A 21,198-nucleotide genomic window follows, 5' to 3' on the forward strand; every position below is an offset into this window, starting at 1 on the left:
CAATAGAAAAATGCGCGCCATAGGTCAAATTGGCGCGGAAGTACTGCCAACGACTGCGAACAGAAGAGTTGGCCTGTGAATAATCTACCTCAAACTTGTGGATTACTTCCTTCCAGAAGGAAAGAAAGTTCACATATTTACAAGAAACCGCTAGTCATCTCCCAGCTTAAAACGCACATTTTCAAGGGAAAACCCGTTTTCCACACCTTTAGGGCCAACTTTTTCCACCAAGCTGTGCATAACTGTGTGGATGGTGGATAGAATCAATGGAGACGTCGTCCAAAAAACGGCGTTTTCGAGCCTTGAAAACAGGTTTCGTGTGACCAACATTGCATTTTTGACGAGAGTGGGGCGCCCTTAGTGAGCAGCGACGAGACCAATAGCATTGGTAGCTCCTGGCGTCAGGTCATTCGCAAGATCGAGGACGATGATCGAGTCAAAGCGCGCTACCGTGCCTTCGTGTCGTTGGCCAAGCCTCAAGGGCTGATCGGTACGACCCTGCTCGTGGCAGTCCCTAACGACCTGACCCGCGACATTTTGCAGACCCAGCTGCGTGAACCGCTGGATGAAGCGTTGCGCGAAGTATTCCAGGATGACATTCGTTGTGCGGTGAGTGTCGATCTGTCGCTCTCGGACGAAATGGATGAAGAAGTTCCCGAGGCCAGCGCACCAGCACCTGCGGCGGCCCCTGCGGTAACCGAAACTCCCGGCCCACGGCCGCAGCCGGCTCCGCAGCCTACTCCCCCGTCGAATTCCCAAGAATTCGGACGACTGAATCCGAAGTACATTTTCGATACGTTCGTGATTGGCTCATCGAACCGTTTCGCCCACGCGGCCGCCGTCGCTGTCGCTGAAGCACCTGCCAAGGCGTATAACCCGCTATTCATCTATGGTGATTCCGGGCTGGGCAAGACCCACTTGCTCCATGCCATCGGCCACTACGCGCGGCACCTCTACAAAGGCATCCGCGTCCGCTACGTCAACTCTGAAGAATTCACCAACGACTTCATCAACTCCATCCGTGATGACGAGGGCGCCAGCTTCAAGCAGACCTATCGCAACGTCGATATCCTGCTCATTGACGATATCCAGTTCTTGGCGAACAAGGACGCGACCCAGGAAGAGTTTTTCCATACCTTCAACGCGCTGCACAACCACAACAAGCAGGTTGTGATCACTTCGGATCTTCCTCCGAAGCAGCTGCAAGGCTTTGAGGACCGTATGCGTTCCCGCTTCGAGTGGGGCCTGCTCACCGATATCCAGCCACCAGAACTCGAAACACGTATCGCCATTCTGCGCAAGAAGGCCGATGCGGAAAATCTCTCGGCGCCAGGCGACGTCATGGAATACATCGCTTCACGCATCTCCACCAACATCCGTGAACTCGAAGGCGCTTTGATCCGAGTCACCGCGTTCGCTTCCCTGAATAATCAGCCGGTTGATCTGGCCCTGGCCGAAACCGTACTCAAGGACTTGATCAGCGAGGACGGCGCCCAGGAGATCACTCCGTCGACAATCATCAAACAGACTGCTGAGTACTTCGGGCTGTCCATCGATGAGCTGAACAGCAAGTCGCGAACCCGAACTCTGGTCACTGCTCGCCAGATTGCCATGTACCTTTTGCGTGAGCTTACCGACATGTCGCTGCCGAAGATCGGTGCCGAGCTCGGTGGACGCGACCACACCACCGTGATTCACGCAGATCGCAAGATCCGTGAGCTCATGGCGGAACGTCGAGCGATCTTTAACCAAGTCACCGAGCTAACCAACCGCATCAAGCAGAGCCAGCGGGAGCACTAAATAACAAGAAACCACAGGTGTGGATAAATCTGTGGACGATCTGGTGACTACCTGCGGATAAAGGTAGCTAACCGTGTGGACGTTAAAAATCGTGGAACTGAGTTTCAACAAGACATTGGAACTCGGTGTCAGTTTCAACCACAGATTGTTCACATGCACAATTGCCGTCAGGTCTGATGATTTAGGGCTTATCCACAGTATCAACAAGGGTTATTAACACTCCTCCTTTAAACACTTATTCATCCAAATAACGAGTCCACTCCTGACCCTCGAGCCAAACCTGTTCAAATCCTTTCCTCCGCAGCTCTCATCAACAGATGAGATTGAGGACTGACTTTGCATCATCAGGACGTGGCAAGATTAAAATGGAAAGAACGTGCAACTACCTGCTCTATGCTTAAGAACTTGGCGAGGGAACAACCTTCTTGGCCTGACTTAAGACTCAAGGGTGTCCGAAAGGCGGATTTTTCGTGAAGTTCAGCGTTGAAAAGGATGTATTGGCAGAAGCCGTATCCTGGACCGCCCGGTCCCTGGCACAACGCCCACCCTCACCAGTACTTGCTGGCATTTTGATCACGACCCATGAAGGCCTAGTTCGCCTCGAGGGTTTTGATTATGAGATCTCCTCGCACATTGAGATTCCTGCAGATATCTCTGAGCAAGGTTCGATCTTGGTCTCCGGCAAGCTCTTGGCTGAGATCACTCGTTCATTGCCAAATTCCACGGTGACCTTGGAAACCGATGGTTCAAAGATTTCGTTGACCTGTGGTCGCTCGCGATTCCACCTGGCCACCATGCCAGTTGATGAGTACCCGACGCTGCCAGAGCTTCCAGCCATTGCCGGCACCATCGACGGCCAGGCCTTCGCTGCTGCGGTATCCCAGGTCATCGTCGCAGCGTCCAAGGATGACACCCTTCCGGTGCTCACCGGCATCAAGGTTGAGATTGAAAACGATCTGATCACCTTCTTGGCTACCGACCGCTACCGCTTGGCCCTGCGTGAACTGAACTGGACTCCGAACACTTCGGAGATCTCTACTTCATTCCTGATCAAGGCGAAGACCCTGAGCGAAGTCGCGAAGACCCTTTCCGGTGCTGGCGAATTGAAACTGGCTATCAGCGAGAAGGGCGACATGGTTGGCTTCGAAAGCTCCAACCGACGCACCACCTCGTTGCTGATCAATGGCGAATATCCAAAGATCCGCTCGCTGTTCCCAAGCGACACCCCGATCCATGCAACGGTTCGTACCAGCGAGCTGATGGAAGCCGTCCGACGCGTATCGGTTGTTGCTGAACGCAATACGCCGGTACGCATGGCCTTCACCGACGGACAGCTGACCTTGGATGCAGGCACCGGCGAAGACGCCCAGGCTGAGGAAGCTATCGTTGCTTCCTTGCGCGGCGAAGATATCGTGGTTGCCTTCAACCCGACCTTCTTGTCCGAAGGCTTGAACTCGTTCACCACTGATTTCGTGCGTTTCTCCTTCACCAGCGCGCCGAAGCCGGCAATGCTCACCGGGCAGAAGCAGCTGGACGAAGCCGACCAGGATCAGTACCGCTACCTCGTGATGCCGGTACGCTTGCCAAACTCGAACTAAGCCAATTGCGTGGTGGATGAATACTTCATCCACCACCTCGTTTCTGTCAGGACCCCGGTGTATATATCGCAGCTTTCCCTCACGAGCTTCCGCTCGTATGCGCAGGCCGACGTGCACCTGGCTCCTGGCATCAACGTGCTCATTGGACCCAACGGCGTGGGCAAAACTAACATCGTTGAATCCATTGGCTATCTGGCGAATTTGGCGTCCCACCGAGTCAGCAACGATGCTCCGCTGCTGAATTTCGGCGCTGAAAGAGCGCTCATCCGCGGCACTTTGCATCGCGGCAGCCAAAGAACCACGCTGGAAGTCGAAATCACCAGCGGCAAGCTCAATCGAGCTCGAATCAACCGGGCCAACCCGGTGCGCGCTCGAGAGATTCTCGGCATGGTGCGCACCGTGCTCTTCGCTCCCGAAGACTTGGCGCTGGTCAAGGGCGATCCTTCGCACCGGCGGAAATTCCTGGACGAGCTGCTCGTCGCCTTGCGCCCGATCGAAGCCGGGACCAAAAACGACTACGAACGAATCGTGAAACAGCGCAATGCGCTGCTCAAGTCGATCCGCGGAAAATCCAAACTCACGTCCTCGCAGGAGAACACACTCAAAGCCTGGGACCTGCAGCTGGCCACCTGCGGCGCCCGGCTCATTCGCGGTCGCCTCGATGTTCTTATGCTGATTAGGCCATATATGCAGGCTGCCTATGCTGATCTTGCTGACGGTGCCAAAGACGCCAAGGCGATCTACCGTTCGTCGTTGGAAAATGAAGCCGACGAAAACAGCCTCGAGACCATCTCGCTCGAGAACCTGAGCCAGGAAGAAATCCAGGATCTGCTGCTGGACGCCATTGAGGCCAACCGCAGCCGGGAACTGGACCGCGGCGTTTCCCTCTTCGGCCCGCACCGCGACGATTTAACCCTGATTTTGGGCCCCACGCCGGCCAAGGGCTACGCCTCCCACGGCGAAACCTGGTCTTTTGCCCTCGCACTTCGCCTCGCGGCCTATCGGGTCTTTGGCGATGATGATCCTCGCCCCGGTTCAGGACCGATCTTGATCCTTGACGATGTTTTTGCCGAATTGGACGCGACTCGTCGCGACCGGCTGGCCCATATCGTTGCCGGAGCCGAGCAGGTCCTGGTGACCGCGGCAGTTGTGGAAGATGTCCCCGAAGCGCTGAAGGGACATTTCTTCCAGGTATCCCCTGGCCAGGTCGTCGATGCGTGAACCTGAAGAACGAGACGAACATCGTTTTGATCCGGAGCTCGATGCCGCCAAGGCGTTGCTGAACCGGATGCGCAAGCTCGCTGAAGAACGCGGCGATCGGCGCGTTGACGCGGCGCGCATGGAAAAAGTCCGCAAACGCCAGGCAGCCCGGCGCGGCTTCATGGACAAGGGCGGATCACCCGAGCCCGGTGCCATCCGGGACCCCCGGGCCATTGGCGAAGTGGTTGCGCGCCTGTCCAAGGCACGCGGCTGGAATACCCAGGTGGCCGTGGGATCGGTGCTGGGCCGTTGGAACGAAATGGTCGGCGAGGATATCGCCGCGCACTGCAAACCCGAATCCTTTGAAGACACCGTGGTGATCGTGCGCTGCGATTCAACCTCGTGGGCAACACAGTTGCGCCTACTCAGCCACCAATTACTGAAGAAATTTGATGCTGAACTAGGCCCCGGGATCGTGACCGTGATCCGGGTCCTCGGTCCCAATGCCCCGTCATGGCGCCATGGCATGCGTTCGGTGGCTGGGCGGGGTCCTCGGGACACCTACGGATAAAAATTGCTGATACGGCATATGGCGCACTAACGGACCCGGAGGATGGATCCCCCCTCACTTGAGCTCCGCAACTGCCTCAGATGGTCAATTACTAGCTTTATGTGGCTGATTTAGGCCACAGAAGCACCGATTATTTTGCTCAACGCGGTAGAATTAGAGGTAGTGAAATGACTTTAGCGCGGGTTATGCCCTGCGGTGAGGTCCCTCCAGACCAAGATCGCCAAAAATGCCCCACTGGGCACCAACGGTGATCGCGCGCCAAATTCGAGGAGTTCGTAGCACCCGTGTCTACTGAAAATGCTTCACCGCAGGATCCGGCAGAAAGCCAAGTTCCCGCGGAATCGATGACTTCCAAAGTCGAACATACCTATGGCGCCCAGGATATTACCGTCCTCGAAGGACTCGAAGCGGTACGCAAACGCCCGGGCATGTACATCGGTTCCACTGGCCCTCGCGGCCTTCACCACTTGGTTTACGAAGTTGTCGACAACTCCGTCGATGAAGCATTGGCGGGATACTGCGACACCATCAATGTCACCCTGCAGGCCGATGGCGGCGTGCGCTGTGAAGACAATGGCCGAGGCATCCCGGTGGATGTCCACCCGACCGAGGGCAAGCCCACCGTCGAGGTAGTAATGACCATCCTGCACGCCGGCGGCAAGTTCGGCGGCGGCGGTTACGCCGTGTCCGGCGGCCTGCACGGCGTGGGCATTTCCGTGGTCAACGCGCTTTCCCGCAAGGTCGATACCATCGTGCGCCGCCAGGGCCACGCATGGCGCATCAGCTTCGGCAACGGCGGTGTCACCACCAGCCCGCTGACCCAGGGCGAGGAAACCGAGATGACCGGCACCAGCCAGACCTTCTACCCGGATCCGGAAATCTTCGAGACCACCGAATTCGACTTCGAAACCCTGCGTGCCCGCTTCCAGCAGATGGCGTTCCTGAACAAGGGCCTGCGCATCACGCTGACCGACGAGCGCACCCCGGTGAACGCCGAACCGGAAGCGGAAGTCGAAGAAGAGATCGAAAACCAGGTAGTCAAGCCACGCACCGTGGACTACCTGTACAAGGATGGCCTGCTGGACTACGTCAAGCACCTGAATGCCGCCAAGAAGATCGAACTGGTCCACGACGAGGTCATCGCCTTCGAATCCGAGGATGCCGCTCGAGGCATCAGCGTGGAAATCGCGATGCAGTGGACCAGCGCGTACGCCGAATCCGTGCACACCTACGCGAACACCATCAACACCCATGAGGGCGGCACCCACGAAGAAGGCTTCCGCGCCGCGCTGACCGGCCTGCTCAACCGCTACGCCAGGGATAACAAGATCCTGCGCGAAAAGGATGACAACCTCACCGGCGAAGACGCGCGTGAAGGCTTGACCGCGGTCATTTCGGTGAAGCTCTCCGAACCGCAGTTCGAAGGCCAGACCAAGACCAAGCTGGGCAACTCGATCGCCCGCGGCTTCGTCCAGGGCGTGGTGAACGAGGAGCTCAGCGACTGGTTCGAACGCAACCCGAACGTGGCTCGCGACATCATCCGCAAGGCCCAGCTCGCTTCCCAGGCCCGTATGGCTGCCCGCAAGGCCCGCGATAATGCCCGCCGCAAGTCGCCGATGGAATCCTTCGGCATGCCAGGCAAGCTCTCGGACTGCTCCTCGAAGAACCCTTCCGAGTGCGAAGTGTTCATCGTGGAGGGCGACTCCGCAGGCGGCTCGGCCAAGCGCGGACGCGACCCGCACACCCAGGCCATCCTGCCGCTGCGCGGCAAGATCCTGAACGTGGAGCGAGCCCGGCTGGATCGTGCGTTGGGCAACGCCGAAGTCCAGGCGATGATCACCGCCTTCGGCACCGGCATCGGCGAAGAGTTCGACATGGCCAAGCTGCGCTACCACAAGATCGTGCTGATGGCCGATGCCGACGTGGACGGCCAGCACATCACCACCCTGCTGCTGACCTTGATCTTCCGCTTCATGCGCCCGCTGATCGAACACGGCTACGTTTTCCTGGCAGCACCTCCGCTGTACCGCATCAAGTGGTCCAACGCCCCGCACGACTACGTGTTCTCGGACAAGGAACGCGACGACGCGCTGCTCGCCGGCCAGACCTCCAACAAGCGCCTGCCCAAGGACAACGGCATCCAGCGCTACAAGGGCCTGGGCGAGATGGACTACTCGGAGCTGTGGGATACCACCATGGACCCTGAGTTCCGCACCCTGCGCCAGGTCACCATGGATGACGCCGCGGCCGCAGACGAAGTTTTCTCCGTGCTGATGGGCGAGGACGTCGAGTCCCGCCGAAACTTCATCCAGCAGAACGCCAAGGACGTGCGCTTCCTGGATATCTGATCGGCCGCGCCGATCGACTATCCACCGAAGACTTTTTGACTTATAAGGGAAAAAATTGAGCGACGAGCAAACCCCTGAGAACGAACCCATGGACGGCGAGGTCCTCGAGCCGATCCATGACGGCGGGCGCATCGACCAGATCGACCTGCAGACCGAAATGCAGCGGTCCTACCTGGACTACGCCATGGCCGTCATCGTCGGCCGCGCGCTGCCCGATGTGCGCGATGGACTGAAGCCAGTGCACCGCCGCGTGCTGTACGCGATGTACGACGGCGGCTACCGCCCGGAACGCGCCTACAACAAGTGCGCCCGCGTGGTCGGCGAAGTCATGGGCCAGTACCACCCGCACGGCGATACCGCGATCTACGACGCACTGGTCCGCCTGATCCAGGACTGGGTCATGCGCTACCCGCTGGCCCTGGGCCAGGGCAACTTCGGCTCGCCAGGCAACGACGGCGCCGCCGCCCAGCGTTACACCGAAACCAAGATGGCCCCGCTGGCCATGGAAATGGTCCGCGACATCAACGAGAACACCGTTGATTTCCAGGACAACTACGACGGCAAGAACCAGGAGCCAACGGTTCTGCCGGCCCGCTTCCCTAACCTCTTGGTCAACGGCTCCTCCGGCATCGCCGTGGGCATGGCCACGAACATTCCGCCGCATAACCTTCGCGAAGTCGCCGAGGGCGTGCAGTGGTACCTGAAGAACCCCGAGGCAAGCCGCGAAGAGCTGCTCGCCGAGCTGATGCTGCGCGTGAAGGGCCCGGACTTCCCATCCGGCGCGATGATCCTTGGCACCAAGGGCATCGCCGATGCCTACCGCACCGGCCGCGGCTCGATCACCATGCGCGCCGTGGTGAACGTCGAGGAAATCCAGGGCCGTACCTGCCTGGTGGTCACCGAGCTGCCATATATGGCCAACCCGGATAACCTCGCGGTGAAGATCGCCGAACTGGTGCGCGACGGCAAGATCGCCGGCATCGCCGATATGCGCGACGAGACTTCCGGCCGCACCGGCCAGCGCCTGGTCATCGTGCTCAAGCGCGACGCCGTGGCAAAGGTCGTGCTGAACAACCTGTACAAGCACACCGAGCTGCAGACCAACTTCTCGGCCAATATGCTCGCGATCGTCGACGGGGTGCCACGCACCCTGCCGCTGGACGGGTTCATCCGCCACTGGGTCACCCACCAGATCGAAGTCATCGTCCGCCGCACCCAGTTCCGCTTGAAGAAGGCCGAAGAAGAGGCCCACATCCTGCGCGGCCTGCTCAAGGCCCTGGATGCCCTGGACGAGGTCATCGCGCTGATCCGCCGTTCGGCTACCACCGAGGCGGCCCGCGACGGGTTGATGGAAATGCTGAGCATCGACGAGGACCAGGCCCGCGCCATCCTGGACATGCAGCTGCGCCGCCTGGCCGCCCTCGAGCGCCAGAAGATCCAGGATCGCCACGCCGAGCTCGAGCGCATGATCGCCGAATTCCAGACCATCATCGCGTCCCCGGAACGCCAGCGCGAGATCGTTTCCGAGGAACTGCAGGAAATCGTCGACAAGCACGGAGATGACCGCCGCACCAAGATCCTCATGGGCTACGACGGCGACATGAGCGTTGAAGACCTGATCCCTGAAGAGGAAATGGTCGTCACCATCACCCGCGGCGGCTACGTCAAGCGCACCCGCATTGACAACTACCGCTCGCAGGCCCGCGGCGGCAAGGGCATCAAGGGCGCCAACCTGCGCGGGGACGATGTGGTGGAGCACTTCTTCGTCACTTCGACCCACAACTGGCTGCTGTTCTTCACCAACCATGGCCGCGTCTACCGCACCAAGTGCTACGAGCTGGCCGAGGCCGGCCGCGACGCCAAGGGCCAGCACGTGGCCAACGTGATGGCCTTCCAGCCGGACGAGCACATCGCCCAGGTATTGGATCTGCGCACCTACCAGGACGCGCAGTACCTGATGCTGGCGACCCGCAACGGCCTGGTGAAGAAGACCCGCCTGGAAGACTACGACACCAACCGCACCGCCGGCGTGATCGCCATCAACCTGCGTGATGATGATGAACTCGTCTCCGCGCAGCTGGTGAGCGAATCCGATGATGTGATGCTCGTCTCGCGCAAGGGCCAGTCGGTCCGCTTCACCGCCACCGACACCGCGCTGCGTCCGATGGGCCGTGCAACCTCCGGTGTGACCGGCATGAAGTTCCGCGAGGGCGACGAGCTGCTGGCCGCCGACGTGGTCCGCGAGGGCGCCTTCGTCTTCACGGTGACCAATGAGGGCTACGCGAAGCGCACCGACGTGGCTGAATACCGCGTGCAATCCCGTGGTGGCTTGGGCATTAAGGTTGCCAAGCTGAACGAGGGGCGTGGCGAATTGGTCGGCGCGATGATCGTCGACGAGACCGATGAGGTCCTCGTGGTGATGGGCTCGGGCAAGGTCGTCCGCTCGGCCGCCGCGCAGGTTCCAGCCAAGGGCCGCGACACCATGGGCGTCATCTTCGCCAAGCCGGATAAGAAGGACCACATTATTGCGGTGGCCAAGAACTCTGAGACTGAGCTCGAAGAGAACTTGGAGGAAGATGCCGTAACGTTGGACGCAGAAAACACGATCGATCAGTCATCCACCGCGCCGGAAACCGAATCGGACGCCCAGGAAGATGACACCACTAACGGAGGTAACGCATGAGCACGCCCTCGACGCCACGCCCCAGCGGCAGTGCCCCGAAGAGCGAAGCGCCGCGACCTACCCAGGTAAAGCGTCCGGCATCAACTGGCACCGGTAGCCGCCCAGCCGCCGCAGGTGCCAAGCCAGCTGCAGGTGCCAAGCCGGCCGCCGGCCAGGCTCGTCCCGCAGGTTCCCGCCCGACAGGCCAGCGGCCAACCGGCGCCCAGCGTCCGGCCAACGGCCAGGAGCGCCTGGTACGCCCGGCCCCCAAGGCCAAGGTGCGCAAGGCCCGCTTGCTGGTTTCCAAGGTTGAGCCATTCTCGGTCCTGAAGCTGGCCTTCCTGCTCTCGGTAGCCTTCGGTGTGATCACCGTGGTCGCGGCCGTTGGCATCTGGGCCCTGCTGGACCTGATGGGTACGTTCGACGCATTCAACCAGCTGATCCAGGACGCGATGGCTGAAGGCGGCTTCGACCTGCGCCAGAGCATGTCCCTTGGCCAGGTGGCTTCCTACGCGACGATTATCGCCGTGGTGAACGTCGTGGTCATTTCCGTCATCTCGATGCTGGGTGCGGTGCTGTACAACATCGCCGCTTCGCTGGTCGGCGGCGTCGGAGTGACCCTCACCGACGACTAGAAACACCCCTAGTCGAGCCCGGGTTTCATGCTGTGATGCATGACACCCGGGCTCGATTTGTATCTTCTGGAAATCCCCGGTAGAGTTTTATTTCGTTCCAAAGGGAACAAACAAAAGCAAGGGCGTATAGCTCAGGCGGTTAGAGCGCTTCGCTGATAACGAAGAGGTCCCAAGTTCAAGTCTTGGTACGCCCACGGAAACCTTGCTGGAGAGAAAGAGGAAGTAATGAAAAAGTTCCTGGTTCTCGCAACGATTGCGACTGCTGCGGTAGTCTTGGTCAAGAAAGCGAAGGCTTCTTCGGAAACAAAGGAAACCTGGCATCAGGTAGCCGATAAAGTTTCCTAAAGCTTTTGGGGCCTTAGCTCAGTTGGTAGAGCGTCTGCTTTGCAAGCAGAATGTCAGGAGTTCGATTCTCCTAGGCTCCACAAAAGAGAATGGCGGAAAGCATCAGCTTTCCGCTAATTCTTTTTGATTGATCCGCAACGGGTCGGTCGGTGTGGAACACCAGATAAATAAATACGGGGCCTTAGCTCAGTTGGTAGAGCGTCTGCTTTGCAAGCAGAATGTCAGGAGTTCGATTCTCCTAGGCTCCACAGTCAAAGGACGGAAAGCATCTGCTTTCCGTCCTTTTTCGATCTCCGTGTTCTGGCGCTGCTAGCGGCTGATCCGCGCCATCCGCACATGCTGGTAGTGATCCAAGAGCTGTTCGCCGATGCTGAACCATGAACGATCCTGCACGCTGCGCAAGGCAGCGCTGGCAAAGGCCAGGCGCTTCGCGTCGTCGTAGACTAGGTCGCTGACCCGGCTGCGCAGTTCATTGAGGTTTCCCGGCTGGTACAGCCAGCCCGTGCGCGAAGAATCAACCAGATCCAACGGCCCTCCGCGGCCCACCGCGACCACGGGCACGCCGCAAGCCATGGCTTCTTGAATGGTCTGGCAGAACGTCTCCGAAGCTCCCGGATGGACAAATACATCCATTGAGGCCATGACCTCGGCCAGCCGCTCTCCCGAAAGGAATCCGGTGAAGTGCGCGGTAGGCAGCAAAGCCCGCAATTCGCTCTCTAACGGGCCAGAACCTACGATGACGAGCCTGGTGTTCTTCAAATCCGCCAAGGCCTTCAGATCGGCGACCTGCTTCTCTGCGGCCAGGCGCCCCACATAGCCGATGACCACCTCGCCATTCGGGGCCACCGCCGACCTGAATTGCTCGCTGCGGCGGCTCGGGGTGAACTGCGCGGTGTCTACTCCCCTGCCCGAGATCTTCAATCGGTCAATGCCCAGATCCTGCAGCTGGCGGTACGAGAAAGTACTAGGGACCAGCGACAGGTCAGCTGCGGTATGGATTGCCCGGACATGATCCCAGAGGCGCTGGGTCAGCCACGGCATCTTATAGCGCTCGGCATAGCTTGGAACTTCGGTCTGGTAGAGCGCTACGGTGGGCAGGTTCAGTTCCTTGGCGGCGCGCAATCCCTGCCAGCCCAGGATGAAAGGGCTGGCCAGATGGACGACATCTACGCGTTCGCGGGCCAGGATCTTGCGCAAGCGCCCGACACTGGTGGTGGCCACCCGGACTTCCGGATAGCTCGCCAGGGGCATTGATGGCACCGTATGGATCGCGAAGCCCTTGTACTGGCGAGGAACGCCGTGCCCCGTCAGTTCACCAGCCAAGGAACCTGCTGGCGTGATGACCACCGCGTCGTGCCCGGTAAGCGCTAAGTGGTCCAGCGTCTTGAGAATAGAGTTGGTAACCCCATTGAAGTGGGGAAGGAACGATTCAGCAACGATAGCAACCTTCACACTTTCAGCATGGGGATCAACAGTGACATCAAAGTTAATATGACTGGGTCAGTTCATTAACTTCTGTCTTCCCATTTTTGGTAAACAGCCATTGGTGGCAAGATACCGTAAGTGTTGAACGATAATTCCGGCGAGGTCCGCGGCGCGGCTGACACCGCAAAGATTGAAAAAGACTCGCGCATTGCCGTATTGCTCTTCCCCGCGCTGATCCTGCTCGGCGGGCTGTGCGGCATGCTGCTTCCCCAGGCATTCCTCGGCTTCGCAGGATGGATCAATCCCCTGCTGATGGTGATCATGTTCTGCATGGGCCTGACCCTGACCTTGCCGGATTTCTCACTGGTAGTGAAGAACCCGTTGCCGGTCCTAGGCGGCGTGGTTGCCCAGTTCGTGGTGATGCCGACGATGGGCTGGCTTGTTGCCAAGCTCCTGCATCTGGATCCTGCGCTTGCCGCCGGCCTGATCCTGGTCGGCTGCGCACCGGGCGGTACCGCATCCAACGTTGTCTCGTATTTGGCTCGAGGTAACGTCGCCCTGTCTGTGGCGATGACCTCGGTTTCAACATTGATCGCTCCGGCGCTCACTCCCTTTTTGGCGCTGTGGCTGGCTGGCCAGTACATGCCGGTCGATGCCGGCTCCATGGCGGTCAGCGTCGTGCAGATCGTGCTGATTCCGGTCATCCTCGGTCTCGTGCTTCGAATGCTGCTCAACCGGTGGGTGCTGAAGGTGACCGGAGTGCTTCCGTGGATCTCGGTCATTGCCATTACCTTCGTCGTGACCATCATCGTTGCCGGCAGTGCCCAGGCGATCCTGACTGCCGGTTTGCTGGTGCTGGTCGCGGTGATCCTGCATAACGGTCTTGGCCTGTTGCTGGGTTATGGAGTCGGCGTCTTGATGCGCGTACCCGAAGACGCACGGCGCACGATGGCTATCGAGGTTGGCATGCAGAATTCCGGATTGGCTGGCGGTCTGGCCAAGCAATACTTCACTCCGGAGGCGGCTTTGCCGGCTGCTGTATTCTCGGTGTGGCATAACTTGTCCGGAGCGCTCGTCGCCGCCTACTGGCGCCGTAAGAAGGCCCAGAAGGTCGAAATCTAGCAGATATAGCTACGTATTCCATATGAGGAATATTCTGATTCTTGAAGGAATCAGCACGTTCGGCCTACCCGGAGAGGCCGCTGGAAAACCGGGGTGCCAACCACCGGTAATCTGAGTCAGTGACGTTACTACTCGCCCTGGTCGGGATCATCGGCATCTCGGCTTCCGGGCCCATTATCGCCGCGTTCCCCGGCGTACCTGTTTTATCAATGGCCTTCTGGCGCAATGGAGCTGCCGCGGCCGTACTCAGCGTTCCCGCCCTGCGGAAGAACCCCCGCGTTTATCTTTCGATGACCCGGCGCGAATGGTTCTTCACGGGCATTGCCGGACTGGCCTTGGCTTTGCACTTCGTGTGCTTCATGTACTCGATGCGGCTGACCAGCGTGGCAGCTGGTACCGCCTTGGTCTGCATCCAAGGAGTATGGATCGCCGTCTTCCAGGTAGTGCGCGGTGTGCAGTACCGGACTCCGGTATTCATTGGCATGGCTGTGTCGCTCGGCGGGGCGATCCTGATTACCGGATTCGACATGGGGCTGAGCTCTCAGGCACTGCTCGGAGACCTCTTGGCGCTGGCCGGCGGCGTGCTGGCCGCGGTGTACACGCTGGCTGGTTCGGTGGCGCGGCGGACGATGGCTACGGCGACCTACACCTCGAGCTGTTATGCGATCACCGCCCTGGCGCTATTGGTTCTTTGCCTGGCCACGGGGATGCCCATTTGGGGTTTTGATGCCCAGGGCTGGTGGGCCATCATCCTGCTGACATTGTGCGCGCAGATCTTCGGGCATACAGCGATGAATCACTTGCTCAATGTGCTGGGGCCTTTGACGGTTTGCACGCTGATCCTCTTGGAGATCCCGGGCGCAGCCCTTCTGGCGGCATTGTTCTTGGGGCAGGTGGTTTCATTGGCCACCTACGGCGGCCTGCTGGTGATACTCGTTGGGCTTGCCCTCGTGATCCGAGGACAAGCCCAACCGAAAACTCGTGAGTAACTAGAATTTATTTGTCATCTTCGATGATCTCGCGGATTTCTTCGACGCTTGCTTCGCGAGACTCGACGGGCTGCTGCGGCTGTGCTGGCGCGGGTTCATTTTCCCAAGGATCTTCGATGGGTTTTGAGGCCTTCCAAACAGCCACCAGTAGCGCGACTATGCCAGCAATCAAGCCTACGGCTAGTACTTTTCCTGCTTTGCTCTTCTTGCTCATGCATTGCTCCAGACTGAAAGAGGATCTCGCTCTCCGACAGCTCAAGCCTATGCAGTTACAGCGCCTCAGACCAGTGTTTATCGGCAAGCCACCAGAGATTGTTCTAAATTTTCACTCAACGCGTACGTCAGTTTTTAGCGGCTCACGCCCTGATCATGGAACAATGTAGGCATGACCGCAAACGCAACTCATAAAGCCACGATTCACACTACTTTGGGCGATATCGTTGTCGATCTCTTCGGCAACCACGCACCTAAGACCGTAAAGAACTTCGTTGGCCTGTCGACCGGTGAGCAGGAGTGGGTACACCCAGAGTCCGGTGACAAGAAGACCAACACCCCGCTGTACAGCGGAACCATCTTCCACCGCATCATCTCTGACTTCATGATTCAGGGTGGCGACCCACTGGGCCAGGGCTTCGGTGGCCCAGGCTACCAGTTCGATGATGAGATCCACCCAGAACTGAACTTCAACGAGCCTTACAAGCTGGCCATGGCCAACGCGGGTATCCGCATGGGCCGTGGAACCAACGGTTCGCAGTTCTTCATCACCACCGTTCCAACCACCTGGCTGCAGGGCAAGCACACCATCTTCGGTGAAGTTGTCGATGCAGACTCCCGCAAGGTCGTTGACGCACTGAACGCTGTAGCAACCGATGGCCGTGACAAGCCACTGGAAGACGTCGTCATCAACTCGGTCGATATCGAGACCCTGTAGTAACTCACCGACGCAATACTTCGAGGCCCCGACGATCCACCCAGTGGTGTTGTCGGGGCCTCGAGCTTTAAGCACTCTCCCACTACACAAGGCAGGTACCGATGTCCTACGGGCAGGTAAACCCACAGGGCCAAGCAACTCCGACGTGCTATCGACACCCGCAGACGGTGTCTTATGTATCGTGTCATCGATGCGGACGTCCGATCTGCCCCGAATGCCAGGTGTCCGCTCCGGTGGGAGTGCAATGCGTTGAATGCGTCGCCCAAGCCAATAGGGCTCTCCCCCAGCAGAAAACCGAATTTGGCGGCAGGCTTCGTGCCGGTGTTCCGGTCATTACCTACGCGGTGATCGCGCTCAACGTCTTGGTCTATGCCCTGCAATGGATCATTCCGGGATTCACCAATTCCTTGGTCCTGGCTCCGGCCATCGCGGCCTATGAGCCGTGGAGGCTGATCACCAGCGCGTTTGCGCATTCCATGGGATCGTTCCTGCACCTGGCCATGAACATGTACGGCATCTATATCTTCGGCACTCTGCTGGAACCCAAGCTGGGCAGGCTGCGCTTTGCCTGGCTGTATTTGATCAGCGCGATCGGTGGCTCACTTGGCATCTTGCTCCTCAGCGCACCGTTGAGCGCCACCCTCGGAGCATCTGGTGCTTTGGCTGGCCTGTTCCTAGCCACCTTCGTTGTCTACCGCTCCAACAAGCAGGCTCTACGACAAATGGGCATCATTCTGGTGCTGAACATCGTCCTGGGCTTTGTGGTTTCCGGAATCTCGTGGCAAGGCCACTTGGGTGGTGCAGTTCTTGGGATCCTGGCCGCCTGCTGCATTGTCTTGATACCGAAAAGTAATCCACAACGTGCTCGAACGCAGATACTGCTTTTGGCTGTTCTTTCAGTGCTGCTTCTAGGGGCCGTCTATCTTGCCGCGCAGGCCGTGAAGTTCACTAGCTGATCGTTCGAAAACAGCTCCGCCGGTTATCCACACAGATTATCCACAATGTTAATAACTTACATCCGTGTAACTTGTTGGCACGTGGAGATATTAACAGGCGTCATTTCCCGGGATATCAAGGGTATTCCGGCTGTGTTACCCAATACTCACAACCTTGTCCCCAGTTGTGGATAACTTTTTAACACCCCCTGTAGATAGTGCATATACGAACCATCGGGCTGTTAATAACTTATGATTCGAAAGTTTAACCGACGGCTCGGAACCCCGCTCCAATGGTGTGAATACAGCCTTTATCCACAGTCGGAATCCACAGTGTTAATAACTTACACTCATGTGATTCGAACCCAAGAAATGCATATTGACTAGGCATTTCTGCGAAATTGTCAGATTTAGACAGTTGATATCCCCACCTGTGGATAAGTTTGTGAACAACTGTTTGTAAAAATTATGCACACTGCATGTGGATAACGAGCCCCGCTTGTGGATTACTTGGTGAAAACCGGCCAAATCAGCACCGCGGCAAAGAAGAGCATCATGAGCCCGATGATGAAATCCAGAATCTGCCAGGCCTTGGGCCTGGCGAAGAGCGGAGCAAGGAATCGAGCGGCGTAGGCCAACGCGAAAAACCACAGGAAACTTGCGGCAATGGCTCCGACGGCAAAGAAGCCCGTGCCGGCGCCCTGCGCAACGGCCACTGATCCCAAGAGCAGCACCGTGTCGATATAGACGTGTGGATTCAACCAAGTGAGCGCCAGAATGGTTCCGATCACCGATAAAGCGGTTGTCGCCTGGGTAGCGCCTGCAAGCTTGAGGGATTCAGGTTTAATCGCCCTTCGGAAAGCGAAGATGGCGTAGGTGGCCAAAAACAGGAATCCGCCAACCCGTGCGAAGATCAGCAGCCAAGGTACCCGCTCCACCAAGACGCCCATGCCGTTGACCCCAGCAAAGATCAGCACTGCGTCTGACAGGGAGCACACGAGTGCCGTGATGAATACATGTTCCTTTCTGATGCCCTGGCGCAGCACAAAGGCATTTTGTGCGCCTATGGCCACGATCAGTGACAGTCCGGTGGTCAGTCCGAAGAAAAATGGTGCTGGGCTCATGGGAAAACCGTATGAGATTGATTCTTCTTAGTCGAACTTAATTTTCTGAATCTAGATTAGAGTTCCTAATGTGAATATCGATGTTGAACATCTCGAGACGCTCTTGGCCATCGTTGACGCGGGAAGCTTCGACGATGCATCCATTGATCTGGGGATTACGCCCTCCGCCGTCAGCCAGCGGATCAAAGCTCTGGAAAATCGCATGGGAGCAATTCTTGTCGTTCGCAGCCGCCCGGTCGTGCCAACAGAACAGGGTTACAAGGTACTGCGCTATGCCCGGCAAATGTCGCTGCTGAGTGCGGAGTTCGCCCGCGAGCTCGCAGCGGATAAGCCATTGTCCATAGCATTGGGCGTCAACTCCGATTCGCTCTCCACCTGGTTTAGCCCGGTTTTTGAACAGCTAGCAGAGATTGATGACCTTTCGGTCGAGATACTCCGCACCGACGAAAACAGGGGACTGGAGCTGCTGCGCACCGGCCGCGTCAGCGCTGTGGTGACAGCAACCCCGGAACCGCTCCAAGGATGCATCAGCAAAAAGCTGGGTGCCATGCGCTACCGGGCGGCCGCCTCACCGCGAATTATCAAACGGTATCTGCACCACAAAACCCCGGAAGAACTGGCAAAAACGCCCATGGTGGTTTTTGACCGGGAAGATCCTCTTCAATACGACATGCTCGAGCGGGTGGCAGGCGCCGGAAGCCGTCCTTCCGGAGCGGTGCACCATATTCCGGATTCCCTCAAGTACGTCAGTGCCGTCGAAGCCGGCATGGGCTGGGGCATGATTCCAGAACTGCAATTACCGCAGGCAACAGGCATCCAGACAATTCACGACCAATGGTTTGCCGATGTTCCCCTGTACCTGCAGCGCTGGGCCGTGGACTCGAGCCTGCTCAATAAGATCGATGGCATCTTGGTCACTGCAGCCCGCCGCAGCGGTCTGCATTTGATAGCCTGAGCTTGTTGCAGGCCATGAATGCCTGAACCCGGACGAGGGAGCCGTACCCGGAGCGCGACAAGACGGCCAGAGAAGGGAATCTGGCATGTATTGGGCCGTTCTTATTATTTCTGGCGTTTTTGAAGCCGTATGGGCCATCGCCTTGGGGATGAGCGACGGGTTGTCGAAGCTCGTCCCGTCCATCGTCTTTTTCGCTGGCCTGCTCGTATCCATGGGTGGCTTGGCCTATGCGATGAAGGAAATCCCCATCGGTACCGCCTACGCGATATGGGTGGGAATTGGAGCCGCACTCGCGGTGATTTACTCCATGGCTACCGGGCAGGAAGCATTTTCGGTGCTGAAAATGGTGTTCATCTTGGGCCTGGTTGGCTGCGTCATCGGACTGAAAGCCGTCAGCCACTAGTCAAAACGTTGTTAAACAAATTTCGCCGGTCCCAATGGGACCGGCGAAAGCGCTATTTCCAGCCTGTTGTCATGAAGAATCCGACCATCGCGATGCCGAATCCAATCACGATGTTCCAGCCGCCAATGTTGGGGATGGGGAACAGGGTCTGCGAAAGGTAGTACACAATGATCCACAGCAGACCCAGGAGCATGAGGCCAAACATCACCGGCTTGTACCATCCGGGCATTGGCTTATCGATAGAGTGGGCGCTTTGGCGCTCGGCTCGGGCCTGCGTTGTGTTCTTGCGTCGTGGTTTTGACTCCGGCACTCGAATGCTCCCTCGGCTTCATCTGCTTAATGTAGTAAATGTGGGAGACATTAACGTCTTCCCGGTAGGCTTGGGTACAAGAATGCTGAGAACTGCTTGCTGCATTCCTACGTAGCTTCCATACTAGCCGCAACCCGCGATAACTCCGGGGTTTTGGCCTGCATCTGACTGCGTTGATTGACAGATCGTTATATACGAATGCCCTAAGGAGCCTGAGAGCTGTGAACCGATCCGCCACAGTGCAAGGTCGCCGCATGGAACGCCGGCCACGGTCCGCGGGAAATGTCGTCGTAGGGTTCCTAGGCGAGCTGTTCATTACCTTGGGCATCATCTTGATGCTCTACGTGGTGTGGGAACTGTGGTGGACCAATATCGACTCCGCGCAGGCCCAGAAACAGGCCACGCAGGGACTGGTGCAGGAACTGGGCGACGTCGTCATCCCGGATGATTCCGATGAGCCGTCCGAGGAGCAGGAAAAGGCCGAAGAAAAAGACTACGGGCCGGCACCGGTGACAAAGATCGATCCGGGGGAGACCTTCGGGATCATGTACTTCCCGCTTTTTGGCAGCCACGGCTCGCATCACCCAGTCACCAACGGTGTTGAAGACCGAGTCATCGACAATCTGGGCATCGGGCACTACCCGTCAACCCAGCAGCCGGGCGAGCTGGGCAATTTTGCGGTCGCAGCCCACCGCCAGACCCATGGCCAGGTCTTCTGGGATATCGACAAGCTCCAAAAGGGCGACAAGATCTACCTGCAAACGGCTGAAGGGTATTACACCTATACCTGGTACGCCACAGAAGTTGTGGCTCCTTCCAACGGCGACGTCCTGTTGCCGACCCCGCATCAATGGGGCGTGGAGCCGACAAAGTCCATCTTGACCATGACCACCTGCCACCCGAAGTACACGACCCAACAGCGAATGATCGCCTATTCCGAGCTCACGGATTGGCGCCCCTTGGATGCTGGCCCGCCCAAGGAAATCCGCGACATGGTTATCGACGCAACGAGCTAGGAGGAAAAATGTACGCCTGGATTTTCAGAAATCTCCCGGGTCCATTGTGGCTTCGCATTTTTGAAGCATTGATTCTCATTGCCGCCATCGTGCTATTACTGATGGTGTACGTTTTCCCGTGGCTGAACCAGTACATCAGCCCCTTCACCGATTCAACGATTGGCCAGAGTACCTCGTGAGCAGCACCAAGATTTTAGTGATCGACAACTACGACAGCTTTGTCTACACCCTCGTGGGCTATCTCCAAGAGCTGGGCGCTGAGACGACGGTATACCGCAATGATGATTTGAGCGTCCAGGAAGCGATCGAGCTAGCGGCCGATTACGACGGTGTGCTGATTTCCCCGGGCCCCGGCGACCCGGCAGGCGCGGGCGTCAGCATTGATCTGATCAAGTGGTGCGGTGAGAAGCGCAAGCCAATGCTGGGTGTCTGCCTTGGACACCAGGCGCTCGCCGAGGCCTATGGGGGGACGGTGACCCATGCCGAAGAACTGATGCATGGCAAGACGTCGTTGGTTAATCACGATAACCACCCGGTATTCAACAATGTCGCCAACCCATTCACCGCAACGCGCTACCACTCGCTGGCCGCCGTGCGCGAAAGCATCCCGGATGAGCTGGAAATCATCGCCCAGACTGCTGGGGGAGTCATCATGGCCCTGGCCCACCGGGACGCACCGTTGTGGGGCCTGCAGTACCACCCGGAGTCGGTCTTGACCGAACAGGGCTACCAGATGCTGGGGAACTGGCTGGAATTCCTGGGCTTGCAGGGGGCAGCCAAGAAGGCTGCCACCCTGAGCCCGCTATTCAGCGGCGAATAATCGCTGGCT

21 protein-coding genes, 3 tRNA genes and 1 riboswitch are annotated in these 21,198 nt (G+C 58.3%); of the genes, 20 read left to right on the plus strand and 4 right to left on the minus strand.

Going from position 1 to position 21,198, the window contains the following annotated elements; all coding sequences use genetic code 11:
- The first annotated feature begins 360 nt into the window (after positions 1–360).
- The 11 genes from dnaA to D3791_RS08355 all read left to right on the plus strand — a co-directional run bounded on the left by dnaA (position 361) and on the right by D3791_RS08355 (position 11,407).
- Positions 361–1,800 (plus strand): chromosomal replication initiator protein DnaA, encoded by a 1,440-nt coding sequence (dnaA, locus tag D3791_RS08310; RefSeq protein WP_022874495.1) that lies wholly within the window; start codon positions 361–363, stop codon positions 1,798–1,800.
- A 470-nt stretch (positions 1,801–2,270) separates the two neighbouring features.
- Entirely contained in the window at positions 2,271–3,398 is a 1,128-nt protein-coding gene (gene dnaN, locus D3791_RS08315; RefSeq protein WP_022874494.1) for a DNA polymerase III subunit beta, read from the plus strand.
- A 57-nt stretch (positions 3,399–3,455) separates the two neighbouring features.
- Positions 3,456–4,619 (plus strand): DNA replication/repair protein RecF, encoded by a 1,164-nt coding sequence (gene recF, locus D3791_RS08320; protein WP_172511888.1) that lies wholly within the window; start codon positions 3,456–3,458, stop codon positions 4,617–4,619.
- On the plus strand, positions 4,612–5,169 hold the full coding sequence (locus tag D3791_RS08325; protein ID WP_061955585.1) for a DciA family protein: 558 nt from the start codon (positions 4,612–4,614) through the stop codon (positions 5,167–5,169). Before recF ends, D3791_RS08325 begins: the two co-directional genes overlap by 8 nt.
- Positions 5,170–5,513: 344 nt before the next feature.
- Entirely contained in the window at positions 5,514–7,517 is a 2,004-nt protein-coding gene (gene gyrB / locus D3791_RS08330; RefSeq protein WP_216847380.1) for a DNA topoisomerase (ATP-hydrolyzing) subunit B, read from the plus strand.
- Positions 7,518–7,572: 55 nt separating this feature from the next.
- Entirely contained in the window at positions 7,573–10,200 is a 2,628-nt protein-coding gene (gene gyrA / locus D3791_RS08335) for a DNA gyrase subunit A (protein WP_172511889.1), read from the plus strand.
- Complete coding sequence (locus tag D3791_RS08340) at positions 10,197–10,814, plus strand: DUF3566 domain-containing protein (protein WP_172511890.1); 618 nt, start codon at positions 10,197–10,199, stop codon at positions 10,812–10,814. The genes gyrA and D3791_RS08340 overlap by 4 nt, the downstream gene beginning before the upstream one ends.
- 120 nt (positions 10,815–10,934) lie before the next feature.
- Positions 10,935–11,008: transfer RNA gene (locus D3791_RS08345), tRNA-Ile, on the plus strand.
- 31 nt (positions 11,009–11,039) lie between these two features.
- Positions 11,040–11,159 (plus strand): DLW-39 family protein, encoded by a 120-nt coding sequence (locus D3791_RS16915; RefSeq protein ID WP_022874488.1) that lies wholly within the window; start codon positions 11,040–11,042, stop codon positions 11,157–11,159.
- 7 nt (positions 11,160–11,166) lie between these two features.
- Positions 11,167–11,239: transfer RNA gene (locus tag D3791_RS08350), tRNA-Ala, on the plus strand.
- 95 nt (positions 11,240–11,334) lie between these two features.
- Positions 11,335–11,407: transfer RNA gene (locus D3791_RS08355), tRNA-Ala, on the plus strand.
- Positions 11,408–11,468: 61 nt separating this feature from the next.
- On the opposite strand, the gene D3791_RS08360 is transcribed toward D3791_RS08355, so the two are convergent.
- On the minus strand, positions 11,469–12,611 hold the full coding sequence (locus tag D3791_RS08360; RefSeq protein WP_172511891.1) for a glycosyltransferase family 4 protein: 1,143 nt from the start codon (positions 12,609–12,611) through the stop codon (positions 11,469–11,471).
- A gap of 114 nt (positions 12,612–12,725) precedes the next feature.
- Between D3791_RS08360 and D3791_RS08365 the strand changes: the two genes are divergently transcribed.
- Both D3791_RS08365 and D3791_RS08370 read left to right on the plus strand, forming a co-directional pair.
- Positions 12,726–13,706, plus strand: a complete 981-nt coding sequence (locus D3791_RS08365; RefSeq protein ID WP_216847381.1) for a bile acid:sodium symporter family protein — start codon at positions 12,726–12,728, stop codon at positions 13,704–13,706.
- Positions 13,707–13,825: 119 nt separating this feature from the next.
- Positions 13,826–14,695: a DMT family transporter gene (locus D3791_RS08370; protein WP_172511892.1), complete on the plus strand. Its 870-nt coding sequence runs from the start codon at positions 13,826–13,828 to the stop codon at positions 14,693–14,695.
- A 7-nt stretch (positions 14,696–14,702) separates the two neighbouring features.
- Here D3791_RS08370 and D3791_RS08375 read toward each other — a convergent pair whose 3' ends face one another.
- Positions 14,703–14,909 (minus strand): hypothetical protein, encoded by a 207-nt coding sequence (locus D3791_RS08375; protein WP_022874484.1) that lies wholly within the window; start codon positions 14,907–14,909, stop codon positions 14,703–14,705.
- Positions 14,910–15,080: 171 nt separating this feature from the next.
- On the opposite strand from D3791_RS08375, the gene D3791_RS08380 reads away from it, so the two are divergent.
- Both D3791_RS08380 and D3791_RS08385 read left to right on the plus strand, forming a co-directional pair.
- Positions 15,081–15,626: a peptidylprolyl isomerase gene (locus D3791_RS08380; protein WP_022874483.1), complete on the plus strand. Its 546-nt coding sequence runs from the start codon at positions 15,081–15,083 to the stop codon at positions 15,624–15,626.
- 233 nt (positions 15,627–15,859) lie between these two features.
- Positions 15,860–16,582, plus strand: coding sequence for a rhomboid family intramembrane serine protease (locus D3791_RS08385; RefSeq protein WP_246242472.1), 723 nt, complete (start codon positions 15,860–15,862; stop codon positions 16,580–16,582).
- Between the two features lie 485 nt (positions 16,583–17,067).
- Here D3791_RS08385 and D3791_RS08390 read toward each other — a convergent pair whose 3' ends face one another.
- The gene (locus D3791_RS08390; protein WP_172511894.1) at positions 17,068–17,685 is read right to left on the minus strand and encodes a LysE/ArgO family amino acid transporter; all 618 of its coding nucleotides are present in this window, start codon (positions 17,683–17,685) and stop codon (positions 17,068–17,070) included.
- Between the two features lie 70 nt (positions 17,686–17,755).
- Here D3791_RS08390 and D3791_RS08395 point away from each other — a divergent pair, with 70 nt between their 5' ends.
- The gene (locus D3791_RS08395; RefSeq protein ID WP_172511895.1) at positions 17,756–18,640 is read left to right on the plus strand and encodes an ArgP/LysG family DNA-binding transcriptional regulator; all 885 of its coding nucleotides are present in this window, start codon (positions 17,756–17,758) and stop codon (positions 18,638–18,640) included.
- A gap of 4 nt (positions 18,641–18,644) precedes the next feature.
- A riboswitch (guanidine-III (ykkC-III) riboswitch) is annotated at positions 18,645–18,711 on the plus strand.
- 14 nt (positions 18,712–18,725) lie between these two features.
- Positions 18,726–19,043: a DMT family transporter gene (locus D3791_RS08400; RefSeq protein ID WP_172511896.1), complete on the plus strand. Its 318-nt coding sequence runs from the start codon at positions 18,726–18,728 to the stop codon at positions 19,041–19,043.
- A gap of 52 nt (positions 19,044–19,095) precedes the next feature.
- Here the strand turns inward: D3791_RS08400 and D3791_RS08405 are convergent, their stop codons facing one another.
- On the minus strand, positions 19,096–19,353 hold the full coding sequence (locus D3791_RS08405; RefSeq protein ID WP_172511897.1) for a cell division protein CrgA: 258 nt from the start codon (positions 19,351–19,353) through the stop codon (positions 19,096–19,098).
- 221 nt (positions 19,354–19,574) lie between these two features.
- On the opposite strand from D3791_RS08405, the gene D3791_RS08410 reads away from it, so the two are divergent.
- Genes D3791_RS08410 through D3791_RS08420 form a run of 3 tightly spaced genes read left to right on the plus strand, consistent with a single transcriptional unit; the run spans position 19,575 to position 21,189 of the window.
- Complete coding sequence (locus D3791_RS08410) at positions 19,575–20,369, plus strand: class E sortase (protein ID WP_172511898.1); 795 nt, start codon at positions 19,575–19,577, stop codon at positions 20,367–20,369.
- A gap of 8 nt (positions 20,370–20,377) precedes the next feature.
- A complete protein-coding gene (locus D3791_RS08415) occupies positions 20,378–20,548 on the plus strand; it encodes a hypothetical protein (RefSeq protein WP_022874476.1) in 171 nt (56 codons plus the stop codon).
- The gene (locus tag D3791_RS08420) at positions 20,545–21,189 is read left to right on the plus strand and encodes an anthranilate synthase component II (protein ID WP_172511899.1); all 645 of its coding nucleotides are present in this window, start codon (positions 20,545–20,547) and stop codon (positions 21,187–21,189) included. The genes D3791_RS08415 and D3791_RS08420 overlap by 4 nt, the downstream gene beginning before the upstream one ends.
- The last annotated feature ends 9 nt before the right edge of the window (positions 21,190–21,198 follow it).

The sequence above is a fragment of the Glutamicibacter mishrai genome (assembly GCF_012221945.1).
GTDB lineage: Bacteria > Actinomycetota > Actinomycetes > Actinomycetales > Micrococcaceae > Glutamicibacter > Glutamicibacter mishrai.